This window comes from Acidovorax sp. GW821-FHT11A03, from assembly GCF_058809075.1.
On sequence record NZ_JBXASG010000002.1, the window covers coordinates 699,712 to 712,910 of the forward strand.

At 64.5% G+C, this 13,199-nt stretch carries 12 protein-coding genes and 1 pseudogene; 2 read left to right on the forward strand and 11 right to left on the reverse strand.

The window, feature by feature from the left end:
• The first annotated feature begins 17 nt into the window (after positions 1-17).
• On the forward strand, positions 18-911 hold the full coding sequence (locus AC1RVY_RS06900; RefSeq protein ID WP_492805927.1) for a LysR family transcriptional regulator: 894 nt from the start codon (positions 18-20) through the stop codon (positions 909-911).
• A gap of 25 nt (positions 912-936) precedes the next feature.
• Here the strand turns inward: AC1RVY_RS06900 and AC1RVY_RS06905 are convergent, their stop codons facing one another.
• The 6 genes from AC1RVY_RS06905 to AC1RVY_RS06930 all read right to left on the reverse strand — a co-directional run bounded on the left by AC1RVY_RS06905 (position 937) and on the right by AC1RVY_RS06930 (position 6,952).
• Positions 937-1,356, reverse strand: coding sequence for a LysR family transcriptional regulator (locus tag AC1RVY_RS06905; RefSeq protein ID WP_492805929.1), 420 nt, complete (start codon positions 1,354-1,356; stop codon positions 937-939).
• 126 nt (positions 1,357-1,482) lie between these two features.
• Positions 1,483-2,790, reverse strand: coding sequence for a glycerate kinase type-2 family protein (locus tag AC1RVY_RS06910; protein ID WP_492805931.1), 1,308 nt, complete (start codon positions 2,788-2,790; stop codon positions 1,483-1,485).
• Positions 2,787-3,749 (reverse strand): D-2-hydroxyacid dehydrogenase, encoded by a 963-nt coding sequence (locus AC1RVY_RS06915; RefSeq protein WP_492805933.1) that lies wholly within the window; start codon positions 3,747-3,749, stop codon positions 2,787-2,789. Before AC1RVY_RS06915 ends, AC1RVY_RS06910 begins: the two co-directional genes overlap by 4 nt.
• Before the next feature lie 122 nt (positions 3,750-3,871).
• Entirely contained in the window at positions 3,872-4,840 is a 969-nt protein-coding gene (locus AC1RVY_RS06920; RefSeq protein WP_492805934.1) for a Bug family tripartite tricarboxylate transporter substrate binding protein, read from the reverse strand.
• Between the two features lie 38 nt (positions 4,841-4,878).
• A complete protein-coding gene (locus AC1RVY_RS06925; protein ID WP_369641177.1) occupies positions 4,879-5,730 on the reverse strand; it encodes an HpcH/HpaI aldolase/citrate lyase family protein in 852 nt (283 codons plus the stop codon).
• A 4-nt stretch (positions 5,731-5,734) separates the two neighbouring features.
• Positions 5,735-6,952: a CaiB/BaiF CoA transferase family protein gene (locus AC1RVY_RS06930; RefSeq protein WP_492805936.1), complete on the reverse strand. Its 1,218-nt coding sequence runs from the start codon at positions 6,950-6,952 to the stop codon at positions 5,735-5,737.
• An 87-nt stretch (positions 6,953-7,039) separates the two neighbouring features.
• Here AC1RVY_RS06930 and AC1RVY_RS06935 point away from each other — a divergent pair, with 87 nt between their 5' ends.
• A complete protein-coding gene (locus AC1RVY_RS06935) occupies positions 7,040-7,975 on the forward strand; it encodes a LysR family transcriptional regulator (RefSeq protein ID WP_218297372.1) in 936 nt (311 codons plus the stop codon).
• A gap of 40 nt (positions 7,976-8,015) precedes the next feature.
• On the opposite strand, the pseudogene AC1RVY_RS06940 reads toward AC1RVY_RS06935, so the two are convergent.
• The 5 genes and pseudogenes from AC1RVY_RS06940 to AC1RVY_RS06960 form a co-directional block, all read right to left on the reverse strand.
• Positions 8,016-9,565: pseudogene (locus tag AC1RVY_RS06940) on the reverse strand (carboxylesterase/lipase family protein).
• Positions 9,566-9,577: 12 nt separating this feature from the next.
• Complete coding sequence (locus tag AC1RVY_RS06945; protein ID WP_369641173.1) at positions 9,578-10,540, reverse strand: Bug family tripartite tricarboxylate transporter substrate binding protein; 963 nt, start codon at positions 10,538-10,540, stop codon at positions 9,578-9,580.
• Positions 10,541-10,629: 89 nt separating this feature from the next.
• Positions 10,630-11,031: a VOC family protein gene (locus AC1RVY_RS06950; RefSeq protein WP_218297375.1), complete on the reverse strand. Its 402-nt coding sequence runs from the start codon at positions 11,029-11,031 to the stop codon at positions 10,630-10,632.
• Between the two features lie 8 nt (positions 11,032-11,039).
• On the reverse strand, positions 11,040-12,020 hold the full coding sequence (locus AC1RVY_RS06955) for a hydroxymethylglutaryl-CoA lyase (RefSeq protein ID WP_492805938.1): 981 nt from the start codon (positions 12,018-12,020) through the stop codon (positions 11,040-11,042).
• Positions 12,013-13,191 carry a CaiB/BaiF CoA transferase family protein gene (locus AC1RVY_RS06960; protein ID WP_218297377.1) on the reverse strand — a complete coding sequence of 393 codons (1,179 nt, stop codon included), beginning with the start codon at positions 13,189-13,191 and terminating at the stop codon, positions 12,013-12,015. Before AC1RVY_RS06960 ends, AC1RVY_RS06955 begins: the two co-directional genes overlap by 8 nt.
• Positions 13,192-13,199: the final 8 nt, after the last annotated feature.

Here is a 13,199-nt window from a genome sequence, read left to right on the forward strand (position 1 = left end):
CTGTGGGGGATCAATTCATGCGCTACGACTTGATGGATCTGAGAGTGTTTCTGGCCGTGGCCGATGCACAGAATCTCTCCCGCGGCGCCGCCCGCTGTTTTCTGGCACCGTCTTCAGCCAGCCTGCGCCTCAGGGAGCTTGAGGAAGCCGTCGGGACACCACTCTTCAAACGCCATGCCCGCGGAATGGAACTCACGCCGGCTGGAGCCGTCATGCTGGAACACGCCCGCCGGTGTATTGCTCAGCTCGAACAGATGCATGCCGACCTGGCGCCATTCGCTGATGGAATTCGAGGCCACATCACCCTGTTCGCTAACAACAATGCCATCAGCAGTCACCTGCCTGGCGATCTGGCGCGATTCTTCGCGCGCCATCCATCGGTGCGCATCACCCTGGAGGAGCGGCCGAGCCTGGACATCGTGACAGCCGTCATGGCCGGGCGCGCCGATCTCGGGGTCGTGGCCGTGGAACAACCGCACTCGGAACTGCGCTACCTGCCTTACCGAGAAGACGAATTGATTTTGCTCGTGCCACGTTCCAGCCCGCTGGCGGCACGCGGCAGCATCAATTTCGGCGCGTGCCTGAGTGAGCCTTTCGTCAGCCTTCAGTCCGGCATGGCCCTGCACACATTTCTGGCCAATCACGCGGTGGCGCTGGGCGGCAAATTGGATATCCGGGTGCAGGTATCGGGCTACCGCGCCATCGCGCAGCTCGTGGCCTCCGGGGCTGGCATCGGCGTCGTGCCACGCTCAGCGCTCCAGGATGCTGACCTGCAGCACCTGGCAGTGCTTGATATCAAGGAAACCTGGGCCATGCGCCATCTGCAGATATGCCTTCGGGAGCAGACCCTGCGCAGCCCTTTCGTTGCGCAGTTCATCGACACACTGTGCGAAGGAAACGCAAGCTCCTGATCACGGGCACCCGGCGGCCACGGGTTCATGCATGCTGGGCACTGTCCAAGCGACTGCTCAATGTGACCTGGCGGTGGCCAGCCCGGCCGCAGTTCTCATGGATGTTGCCGGAAGGCCTTGGCGCAGACACGGCGTCAGCGACCATCTGGTCCAGTTTCACGAGCAGCTCTTGCGAAGTGGTTGCGACGATGTGCCCGGCATCGGTCGGTACCAGCCCCCCCTTGCGGCGATAGAAGAGCACAGCGCCCAGGCGCTCCTCAAGAATCCTCAAGCGACGGCTGGCACACATGACCGACATGTGGCACAGCGGAGACGCATGCGTCAACGAACCTGTTTGCGCGCAGGCGACCACCAGCCGCAGGGACAACAGGTCCAGCCGAGCCATGTTGGTGGAGGGCGCCAGCACCTCCTTCACCGATGCGACTTCATTCGCATTGCGCGACATTCACGCCGCATCCAGGGCTGTTTCGCGGGCAGCGCGCATGCATGGCGCCTGGCGCGCGCCCCACGCCGAAAATGCGGATGGCATATCTCATGGCTCCGTTCAACGGGAAAGGGCACTCCAGGACCTCTACAGAATCAACAACGCTCGGAAGTCATTGACATTGGTATGGGTGGGCCCGGTGACGAAAAGATCCCCGAGCGCCGAGAAGTAGCCGTACGCGTCATTTCTCTCCAGGTGATCGGCCAGCGTGAGGCCAGCCCCGCGGCCACGGGCGATCGTGTCGGGCATCACGAAGGCCCCCGCGTTGTCTTCAACACCATCGATTCCATCGGTGTCGGCTGCCAGCGCCCAAACGCCTGGCTCCCCCTGAAGAGCGTGGGCTAGCCCCATGCAGAACTCTCCCGCTCTCCCACCTCGGCCACGCAGGCTGCCAGCAGGTTGGGACCTGACCGTGACCGTGGTCTCTCCGCCAGAGAGCAGCAGCAACGGGCTCGTTCTGGAGTTGCCATCGCGCAGGGCATATCTTGCCAACGCAGCATGCACTTTGCCTACCTCCCGCGACTCGCCCTCGATGTCGTCGGAGAGGATGCGCGTCTCCATGCCCAGGCGGCGCGCTTCCTCGGCGGCTGCCAGCAATGATTCGTGGGGCGTGGCAATGAGGTGCACGCTGTTCCGCGCAAAACGCTTGTCTCCCGGCTTTGGGGTTTCCAGCTTTCCCTCGGCCAGGGCTGCGTGGACCGCCTCTGGCACCGCGATGGAGTAGCGGGCCAGGATGCCGAGCGCGTCACGACAGGAGGTGGCGTCCTCCACCGTGGGGCCGCTGGCGATGACCGAAACGTCGTCGCCGGGCACGTCGCTGATCGCGAGGGTGACGACCTGCGCGGGCCAGCATGCCGCAGCCAGCTGCCCGCCCTTGAGGCGCGACAGGTGTTTGCGGACACAGTTCATCTCCCGGATGTCGGCGCCACTTTCCAGCAGCTCCTTGTTGATGCGTTGCTTGTCGGCCAGATCGAGTCCGGCGACCGGGAGGGTGAGCAGCGCCGAGCCACCACCCGATATCAGGCAGACCACGAGGTCGTCCTCGCAGAGGCCCCGGGTCATTGCATGGGTGCGCACGGCGGCGGTCCGGCTTGCTTCGTCAGGTACGGGATGAGAGGCTTCCATGATCTCTATGCGTTCCGGCAATCCCTTCGGGCGCGGCGGGGTGTGGCCATATCGCGTGACCACCAGCCCGCTCATTGGCGCACCCTCGGGCCACGCCGCCTCCAACGCGTGCGCCATCGCCCCTGCTGCCTTTCCGGCTCCCAACACCAGCGTGCGGCCTTTCGGGGCAGGAGGTAGATGGGCCGCCAAGGTCTCCGACGGCTGTGCGCGCCGCACCGCCACCCTGAAGAGGCGCTCAAGAAGCGCCCGGGGGTCGGCAATCGGGTTCACGCTGCGGCCCCCACCACGTTGACGGGCTCACCACGGACAAACGCCTCCAGGTTGTCGACGAGCTGGTCTGCAAGGCCCTGGATGGCTTCCTGGGAAGCCCAGGCGACGTGCGGGGTCAGGATGAAGTTCGGCAGGTCCAGGAGCGCCATGAAGGGGTGGTCGGCTGGCGGCGGCTCGGCGGAGACGACGTCGAACGCCGCTCCGGAAATCTGCCCGCCGCGCAGGGCGGCGGCCAACGCTGCCTCGTCCACCAGGCCGCCCCGTGCCGTGTTGACGATGAGCGGCTTGCGCGCCATCTTGGCGAACTCTTCGGCGCCCAGCATGTTGTGGCTCTGGGCGTTCAGCGGGCAATGGAGCGTGATGATGTCGGAACGCGCAAGGACGTCGTCGAATGGGGTGTAGAGGCTGCCCTGGCCAGAACGGCCCTTGAAGGCCGAGAAGAGCACCTTCATGCCGAGCGCGCGCCCGATGGCCGCCACCGCATTGCCAAGCACGCCGTCGCCCACGATGCCCAACGTGGAGCCGGCGAGGTCGCGCACGGGGTAGTCGAAGTAGCAGAACTGGCCTGACTGCTGCCACCGGCCAGCCTTCACCGATTCCCGGTAGGCACAGATGCTCCGCCGGAGCGCGAACATCAGCGCAAAGGTGTGCTCGGGAACTGTGTTTCCAGCGTAGTTGCGGATGTTGGTGACCGTGATGCCATGCTGGGCGCATGCCTTCAAGTCGATGTTGTCGGTTCCGGTGGCCGCCACGGCCACCAGCTTCAGCCTGGATGCCTGCTGCAGGGCCTGGGCGCCGAGCTTCACCTTGTTGGTGATGACGATGTCGGCGTCCGCGATGCGCTGCGCCACCTCGCCAGGCTGCGTGTTTTCGTAGCTCACGAGCTCATGCTCGAACAAAGGTGCGCGCAGAGTGGTGTCAGGGGACAGCGTGGAACGGTCAAGGAATGCAATCTTCATGGCGGTCCTGGCAACGGCCAGCTTAGTAGTGGAGGCGAATAGGAATGTGGAAACGCAAAGATCAGCTGTCCCCCATTGCAGGGACAGCTGACGAGAGGGTCTACGTCGAGAGAGGCAAAGGTCTAGTCAACAACCGCCCCCGACGCCTTGACGATGGGTGCCCATCGGGCAATGTCTTCCTGCAGCAGCTGCGCAAGCCGTGTCGCCCCCCCGCTCAGCGGCTCGACGCCTGCAACCTTGAATCGCTCCAGCACATCGGGGGCGGCGACCGCGGCGGTGACCCATTGGGTCAGCTTGGATACCACGGGTGCTGGCGTGCCACGTGCCGCGAACAGGCCTACCCAGAGGTCTCCGACGTAGCCAGGAACCACTTCGCTGATGGAGGGCACATCGGGAAGCGCGGGAGACCGCTTGGCGGAACTCACGCCCAGGGCGCGCAGCTTGCCGCTCTTGATGAACTCGATGCACGAGGGCAGGCTGGCGAAGGCCACGGGGACCTGTCCACCCATGACGTCGGTCAACGCAGGTGCCACACCGCGGTACGGAACATGCTGCAGCGGCACGCCTGTGCTCGTGGAAAGCATGGCCCCCAGGAGGTGGTTCAGCGAGCCGTTGCCCGCGGAGGCGTACTGAATCTCTTCCTTGCTGGCGCGAGCCACCTTGATGAAATCGGCCAGGTTCCTGGCGGGAAAGGATGCATTCACCACCAACACGTTGGGCACGACGCCCACGGGGGCGATGGGCTCGAAGTCCTTGACCGGGTCGAATGGCACCTTTTTATACAAGGCAGGGTTGATGGCCTGTGTGCTGCTGATGGTCAACAGCAAGGTGTAGCCATCCTTGGGCGCGCGCGCAGCGAAATCGGTGCCGATGTTCCCGCCGGCGCCGGGACGGTTGTCCACGATGATCCGCTGGTTGCTCAGCTCGCTCAGCTTCTGGGCCAGGATGCGGCCGACCGTGTCGTTGGTGCCACCGGGCGCCTGCGGCACGACGATGGTCACCGGCTTGGACGGGTATGTATCGGCAAAGGCATTCAAGCCCAGCAGGCCCGTTGCGGCCAGGACGCTGAACTCGCGGCGTGTTGGATTCATGGTTGTCTCCTGTATTTCTGGTGTGGGGAACGGGGTTCCTAGAGCTGCGCGAGCAGCTCCTGGGCACGGAGGTACACGGGCTTGTCGACCATGGCTCCATCGAGCTTGATGGCTCCTTCTCCGCGGGCGGACGCCTCGTCAAAGGCATCCACCACTCGCTGGGCCCGCTGGATTTCGTCGGCGGTTGGCGTGTAGCACTCGTTGACCACATCGACGAACTTGGGGTGCACGACGACGGCCCCCCGAAACCCCAGCCCGCGGGCACGCAGCACCACGGCACTGAAGTCCTCGGGAGTACCAAGCTCGGCAATCGATGCAATGAAGCCGATGGGTTGGATCCGGGCCGCACGTGCCGCGGTCAGGACGGCCATGCTGGGATAGAGCAATGCGTCGGCGGTCGGGAGGCCTCCGCAATCGAGCGAGTAGTCCTCACTGCCGAGCATCATTCCCATCACGCGGGGCGAAGACGCCGCGATGTCGTGGAGATGCGGCAAGGCCGCCGCGCTTTCAATCTGCAGGAGAAAACGCACATGCCCCGGTGGCACCGACGCCGCTGCTTCCAGGTCCGTGACCATCTGCGCGATGATCTGAACGTCGCGTGCATGCTCCACCTTCGGGAGCACGATGATGTCCAGGCCGGGCAACACCGCGGATTTCAGGTCCACGACCGCGGTGAGCCAGTCGCCGTTGATGCGCACGGCGGCCAGCTTGTTCACCGCCTTCAGACGGCCCATCGAATCCGCGAGCCGCTCACGGGCAACCGGTCGCTGGGAAGGGTGGGTTCCATCCTCGAGGTCCAGGATGACAGCGTCGCTGGACTTGGTGACGGCGCTCCGCAGCAGCTTCTCATTGGCTGCCGGAACGAAGAGGAAAGAGCGGACAGTTTTCATGGCATCAAGTCGGTTGTGCGGCTGCAGCGGGACCTGCGTCGGCAGACGGCTTGGCGGCGCCAAACCAGGCGGTGTTGTCTTGGCCGAGCGCAGGCGCACCGCGGCGAATAGGGGGGCGCTGCCCATTGATGCGGTAAGGCGCCGCATGGACGGAGACCGTTCGGCCATCTGGAGCGACCTGGTCGACCAGAAGCTGGCTTTCGGCGATATAGGGATGCTCCAGCAGGTCCGCGATGTCACAGACCGGGCCGGCAGTGATGTCCCGCACCGCGAAGAACTCCAGCGCCTCCGGCAGCGTGAGTTGGGTGATATGCCCCTGGATGAGCGCATCCAGGGCGTCTATGTTCTTCAGCCGCGCCTCATGGGAGGAAAACCGCGGGTCCTGAAGGCCTTGCGGGTAGCCGATGCCTTCGAACAAGCGGGCCAGCGTGCCCTCCATGCCGGCCGACAAGGCCACCCACTTCTCGTCGCGGGTCTTGTAGACGTTGCGAGGTGCATGGGTGGGCGAACGGCTGCCCGACCGCGGCGTCGACTTGCCCGTCAGCTGGAACTCCGCTGCCTGGGGCCCGAGGATGGAGAACAGCGGTTCGAACAACGACAGGTCAATCTCCTGGACCGATGCGTTCGCATTGCCACGCTGGCCATGGAGCGCGGCGAGCGCCAGCGCGGCGCCGTAGATGCCGGCCACGGAATCGGCCATGGCAAAGGGTGGAAGCACCGGCGGCAGGTCGGCGAAGCCATTCATGGCCGCGAAGCCGCTCATGGCTTCAATCAGCGAGCCGAAACCACCCTTGCTTGCAAACTGGCCCGTCTGGCCCCAGCCGGAGATGCGAACCACCACCAGCTTCGGGTTCAAGGCATTGAGCCGGTCCTTGCCGAGTCCCATGCGCTCCAGCGTGCCAGGGCGGAAGTTCTCGACCAGGATGTCGGCATCGGCCAGGAGACCCGTCAGCCTGGCCATGTCGTCCCCGGTGCGCAGGTTGAGCTCGACGCTGTCCTTGTTGCGGCTGTACGCGAGCCAGTAGGTGCTCATGCCTTCGCGCTGCCAGGCGCGCAGCTCGTCGCCCTTGCGCGGCGGCTCCACCTTGATGACCGTGGCGCCGAGGTCTGCGAGCACGTGGGTCAGCATGTTTCCAGACACCAGGCGCGAGAGGTCGACGACTTTCACCCCCGACAGGGGTTGCGTGCCGCCACGGGCCGAAGAGTGGTTTTGTGGGTTCATCAGTAGCTCCTGGGGCAAGTCTCTGTTTTCATCTGATATCTGTAAAATACATTCGACATCTACTGGATATCGCGAAAATCAATATCAATGGAACTGCGCCAACTTCGGTACCTGATTGGGGTCTGTGAGGCGGGGGGCGTGCTGGCTGCGTCCAAGACCTTGCACGTGGCGCAGCCAGCGCTGAGCCAGAGCATTTCCTCGCTGGAGGGCGAGCTGGGGGTGCAGCTGTTCGTGCGGACGAACCGGGGAATGACCCTCACGGATGCGGGCCGCACCATGCTTGAACACGCGCGGGTTGTGCTTGCCGACATCGAGCGGGCCCGCAGTGCCGTTCAGCATTCGGCACTGGACATCCAGGGTGAGATGGCCGTGGGGTTGCCGACGACCGTGGCGCTGGTGGCAACGCTGCCCATCCTGCGCGCCACCAGGACGCGGTACCCGAAGCTGAAGCTCAAGATCATCGAGAGCCACAGCGGCTTTCTGGGCGAGTGGCTGCGCGCCGGACGGCTGGACCTGTCGGTTCTGTTCGTATCCGGCAACGAGCCGGCTTTCGAGTACCGCCTGCTTCTTGAAGAACGGCTCGCGCTGGTGACCACGCCCCAGGACACACCTGCCACCAGGGAGATTTCCTTGAAGTCTCTGGCCTCCCGCCCGCTCGTGCTTCCCGCCCAGGAACACGGGTTGCGCAGGATCATCGACAGGGTGTGCGCGGAGCATGGAGTGGAGCTGGAAGTGATTGCGGAGATTGACTCGCTGCCGAACATCAAGAAGGCGGTGCAGGAAGGCATGGCCAGCACCATCCTGTCGCCGGGCGCGGTTGCCGACGAGGTGCAGGCGGGCCACCTGGCGGTCACCACCATCACCCGGCCGCACATCCCGCGCCAGGTGGCATGTGCGACCTCGATGACGCGCCCCGTGACGCCGGCGACCGCGGCCATGATTTCGCTGGTGACCGAGGAAATGCGCTCGCTGGTTGAGCAAGGGCTCTGGCCAGCGGAGTGGATTGGCGACGCGCCTGCCTAGGTGACCAGACAGCGGCGGGGATGCCCCTTGCGCAGGTGCATCAGCGCCCAACTGAGTTGAAGTGGTCGCGCACGAAGTCGATGCCCTTGCCGTTGTAGCCTGCGCGCAGGGCCGGACTGGCTCCAAACTCCATGTACGACTGCTCTTGGGCGCTGTACGGCTTCCAGGCACCCAAGCCCTGGCCGTTGGGGTCGCCGGTCTTTGCGAACTGCACCCAGGCATCCGCCATCGTTCTTGCGACGGTTGCATCGACGGCATTGAAGGGGCGGTTCTTCCGGCGGTGCGGTGACTGCAGGTTGTCGAAGACGAACTGCAACTCATCCCCGTGGATGGGCATTGCCGCCGCCTCATTGCGATGGCGGGTGAACACGTAGCGGTAGCTTTTAAGGCCATGGTCCTGGTAACGCGCCAGCAGTTCCCGCGTGCCAAAGAGGTACTCCGTATCAGCGTAGAGGTCGGCCAGCGCCTGAGGAACCTTGTCGTCGCTGGCCACGGCGTACGCGGCCCAGGCTGCCTGCTCCCTGCCCTTGAAGGACTGCTGGACGAAGCCCTGGAAATCCGCCACGGTCTTGATGGACCAGTTGCGGGTGGCCCCGCCCCCTTCGTTCTCGTTGTTTCCAACAAGGATGGGGACCTTGGCGAACTTGCCGGTGGCGTACGCCTGGTAGTCGGGCGTCTTCACGGCGTAGCCATCGTTGATGATGCTCACCGGCCTTCCGGTGGCGAGAGACCGGCCAGAGGGCTGCTTCTTGAACAATTCCACGAAGTCGGTAGCAGGGAGCTTGCGCAGCGCGCCCAGGTCGCTGCCGAAACGCAGCCCGTACAGCTCCGCATCCTTCAGCGCCATCGTCGGGCGCATCACACCCACGCTCTGCATGATCGCCTTCTGGAACGTGCCCTGGGCCATGTCCGTGGTCATGAGCGTGCTGATGGCATGGGCGCCGGCGGATTGGCCCATCACGGTCACCCTGGCCGGGTCGCCACCAAAGGCTGCGATGTTCCGCTGCACCCACTTGAGCGCGGCCGCCTGGTCCATCAGGCCGTAGTTGCCCGAGGCCCGCTGGGGCGACTCCGCAGTGAGTTGGGGGTGGGCCATGAAGCCCAGCAGGCCGAGGCGATAGTTCAGTGTGACGACGACCACGCCGCGGCGGGCAAGGGCTTCGCCATCGTAGGAGGGATGGGAGCCTGCGCCGTACGCGAACCCGCCACCATGGATCCAGACGATGACCGCCAGGCGTTCATCTTTGCGCCGGGCCGGTGTCCAGACATTCAGGTTCAGGCAGTCCTCGCTCATGCCACCGCGCTGCTCAGGGTACTCCTGCGGCTGGACGCAGTAGTCGCCGAACGCGGTGCTGTCGCGCACGTCCATGGGGCGGCTGGCTGCGGCGTCTTCCAGCGCAGGTCGCCGGCGGGCGCGGCGGCGTAGGGGATGCCGTAGAACTTCTTCACGTCCGTGCCGTGGCCATGGACAACGCCCGACTCGGTCCGTGCCGTGGCGAGGCCGGTGTCAGCGCCACCACCGGGGGATGCGCAGGAAATCAGGAGGCCCATGGACAGACCCGTCGTCAGTAGACGTAGTGCGAATTTCATGCCCTTGCCCCCTCACTCGGCTTTGATGTTGCCTTCGCGAACCACCTTGGCCCACGCGGCTGTTTCCTGGTCCACGAACTTGCCCAGTTCTGCGGGGCCCATGTAGGCGGCGAAGGCGCCCTGGTCTTCGATCTTTTTCTTGTAGTTGTCGCTCTCGACGATGGTCTTGATGGCTGCAGCGAGGCGGGCCGTGATGGCGGAGGGTGTCTTGGCGGGGGCGAAGACGGCGAACCAGCTTTCAACTTCGTAGCCGGGCAGCCCCGCCTCGGCAGCGGTCGGCACATTCGCAAGGGATGGATGGCGCTTGGGCCCCGCATACGCCAGGGCCTTCAACTTGCCCGCTTGCACCTGGCCAATGACGGAGGGCGGCGTCGTGATGAACATGTCGACCTGGCCGCTGATGAGGTCGGTGATGACCGGACCAGCGCCCTTGTAGGGCACATGGGTCACAGGGACCTTGGACTGCTTGCCGAACATCTCGCCGGCAATGTGCTGAATCGAGCCATTGCCAGAAGATGCGTAGAACAGGCCCTTGGGATTCTTCTGGCCGTAGGCGATGAACTCCTTCAGGCTGTTGACCGGAAGGGTGGCACTGACCGCCACGACGTGCGGTGCGCGCATCACCAGCGCGATGGGCACAAAGTCAGAGGTCTTCCAGCGAATCTGCGAGAACAGCGCGGGGTTGCCCACGTGATAGCCCGAGTACTGGACCAGCAGCGTATGGCCATCGGCCGGTGCGCGGGCCGCAAACTCGGTGCCGATGTTCCCACTGCCGCCGGGCCTGTTGTCAACCACGACGGCCTGGCCAAGCGCCGTCTGCAGCTGCTCGCCAATCAGGCGGGCCACGATGTCGGTGGAACCCGCCGGGGCACTGGGCACCACGAGCGTGACGGGTTTGGAGGGGTAGGTTTCCGCGTGCGCAGCCCCGAATGCCGCGCACACCGCGATGCCCAGCAATGCATTTCTACGAATCATGTCTGTCTCCTTTTTTTGTGGAAAAAGCATCCCCATCCCGGGTGCCGTGAGGCCATCCGGGCTGAGAGAATCGGGGAAGTGTTCGGCGGCTAGCCCGCAGGCGCCAGCTCAGAAATCTCGATGAGGTTCAAGTCGGGGTCGCGCAGGTAAATCGAGCGAATCCTGGAAGTGGCGCCCGTGCGCAGGACCGGGCCCTCGGCGATGGGAATCGAATGCTGCCGCAGGTGCTCGATGACCTGGTCGAGCGGAACCGATGCCAGGAAGCACAGGTCCAGCGCGCCGGGTACAGGCGTGTGGGCCTTGGGCTCGAATTCCCGCCCCTTCACATGCAGGTTGATTTTCTGGCTGCCGAACTTGAAGGCCCGGCGCTCCACCGGGGGCGTGCCACCGATGAAGGACTCCAGCTTCATCCCCAGTACTTCGGTGTAGAAGCGAACACACTCTGTCTCGTTGGCAGTGGTAAGGACCAGGTGGTCGAGGTGGCTGATCATGGTGTGGACTACTTTGCAGATGCCGTGTTGCGAGCGATGGCGCGCTCCCGGATTTCATCGAAGCCCGCCGGTGGCTCATGGCGCTTGAGGCGTTCACCGGCGCGGCTCACCTGGGCGGGGAGCTCGTGGCCAATCAGCCGCTCCAGCTCGTGGGCCGCCTGGATGAGACCAGGAACATCGACACCCGTGTCGTAGCCCATCCACTGCAGCATGTGGACCACGTCCTCCGTGGCCACATTGCCGGACGCACCTGGGGCATAGGGGCAGCCACCGATGCCGCCCAGCGACATGTCGAACTGGCGGATGCCAGCCTCGACCGCCGCAAGTGTGTTGACCAGGCCCATCCCCCGCGTGTTGTGGAAGTGGCCGGTGATGTTCAGTTGGGGATAGGCCTTGGCGACTGATTCGCAGATGCCATGGACCTGGGTGGGGTATGCCATCCCCGTCGTGTCGCAAAGCGTGACGCCCGTTGCACCCAGGCCAACGAACTGACTCACCAGGTCCAGCACGGTGGCCTGCGGCACCTCTCCCTCCATGGGGCAACCGAACACGCAGGACAACGAAATGTTCACAGGTACCTTGGCCGACACGGCAAGGGCAGCCACATCACCCAGCTGGCGCAGCGACTGTGGACGGGTCATCCTCAGGTTGGCCAGATTGTGGGTTTCGCTGGCCGACATCACCAGGTTGAATTCGTCGACCCGGCACTCCAGGGCGCGCTCGCCACCACGGACATTGGGAATCAACGCGGTGTACACAACACCGGGCTCGCGCCGAATGCGGTGCATGACGGCCTCGGCATCCCTGAGCGCAGGGATTGCGGTCGGCGAGGTGAACGACGTCACTTCGATCTTGGAGTACCCCAGTCCGCTCAGATGGTCCACCAACCGCACCTTGTCGTCGGTCTCTACGAACGCGGCCTCGTTCTGAAGGCCGTCGCGGGGGCCGACCTCATTGATCTTGAGCTTGATCGCCCTGCCCTCAAACATGGTGGGCCTCCTTCTCGCTGCGTGCTGGCCATCCCGAGGTTTCCGACAGGACGTGGGTGTGTTCTCCCAGCAGAGGCGCTGGATATGAAACACGTCCGGGTGTGGCGCTGAGCTTGGGAACGATGCCAGGTACCTTCACTCGCGTTCCGTCGGCAGTTTCCTGCTCGACAATCATTTCCCGGGCGATGTACTGGGGGTCGTGCACGATGTCCTCCACCGTGTAGACCTTGCCTGCAGGCACCTTGGCCTCGTCGAGCACGTTGAGCACTTCGGCCAGCGACTTGGTGAGTGTCCATGCCTCGATGGCGGCGTCGATTTCCTGAACCCGTGCGACACGGCCGTCGTTCTGGGCAAGTGCCGGTTCATGCTCCAGGTCATGCCGGCCTATGGCAGCCATGAGCCGTTTGAAGATGCTGTCGCCATTGCCCGCAATCAGCGCATAGCCACCATCAGAACACCGATAGGCATTGGTCGGCGCGATTCCTGGCAGCGCGCTGCCCGAGCGCTCACGCACAGCGCCGAAGGCGTCGTATTCGGGCACCAGGCTCTCCATCATGTTGAAGACACTCTCATAGAGGGCGACGTCAATCACCTGGCCTTCGCCGCCCCGGGCATCACGGTGGTAGAGAGCCAGCATGACGCCGAGGGCTCCGTGCATGGCGGACAGACTGTCCCCAATGGAGATGCCGCAGCGCACCGGCACCCGCCCAGGCTCGCCCGTCAGGTGGCGCAGGCCGCCCATGGCCTCGCCGAGAACGCCGAAGCCGGGCTTCTGCCTGTAGGGCCCCGTCTGCCCATACCCAGAGATACGCAGCATGATGAGCCTGGGATTGAGCGCATGCAGCGTCTCCCAACCCAGACCCCAGGCCTCCATGGTTCCGGGCTTGAAGTTCTCGATGACCACGTCTGCCTCGGTGAGCAGCGCACGGGTTGCGTCCTGGCCTTCGGGCGTGCGAAGGTCCAGTGCGACCGACCTCTTGTTGCGGGATTGGACCTCCCACCAGACCGAGGTGCCCTCCCGGAGCAGGCGCCATTTTCGCAGCGGGTCGCCAACCCCTGGCGGCTCTACCTTGATGACATCCGCGCCGAAGTCGGCCAGAGTCTTGCCAGCAAACGGGCCCGCAATCAGCTGCCCGAGTTCCAGTACCTTGATTCCGTGGAGTGCTTGCACGTTCGCCT

Coding starts and splice junctions, on each gene's coding strand:
- AC1RVY_RS06950 (WP_218297375.1), bottom strand. CDS start 11,031: ATGATCAGCCACCTCGACCACCTGGTCCTTACCACTGCCAACGAGACA.
- AC1RVY_RS06930 (WP_492805936.1), bottom strand. CDS start 6,952: ATGAACCCACAAAACCACTCTTCGGCCCGTGGCGGCACGCAACCCCTG.
- AC1RVY_RS06900 (WP_492805927.1), top strand. CDS start 18: ATGCGCTACGACTTGATGGATCTGAGAGTGTTTCTGGCCGTGGCCGAT.
- AC1RVY_RS06955 (WP_492805938.1), bottom strand. CDS start 12,020: ATGTTTGAGGGCAGGGCGATCAAGCTCAAGATCAATGAGGTCGGCCCC.
- AC1RVY_RS06915 (WP_492805933.1), bottom strand. CDS start 3,749: ATGAAGATTGCATTCCTTGACCGTTCCACGCTGTCCCCTGACACCACT.
- AC1RVY_RS06925 (WP_369641177.1), bottom strand. CDS start 5,730: ATGAAAACTGTCCGCTCTTTCCTCTTCGTTCCGGCAGCCAATGAGAAG.
- AC1RVY_RS06935 (WP_218297372.1), top strand. CDS start 7,040: ATGGAACTGCGCCAACTTCGGTACCTGATTGGGGTCTGTGAGGCGGGG.
- AC1RVY_RS06920 (WP_492805934.1), bottom strand. CDS start 4,840: ATGAATCCAACACGCCGCGAGTTCAGCGTCCTGGCCGCAACGGGCCTG.
- AC1RVY_RS06945 (WP_369641173.1), bottom strand. CDS start 10,540: ATGATTCGTAGAAATGCATTGCTGGGCATCGCGGTGTGCGCGGCATTC.
- AC1RVY_RS06905 (WP_492805929.1), bottom strand. CDS start 1,356: ATGTCGCGCAATGCGAATGAAGTCGCATCGGTGAAGGAGGTGCTGGCG.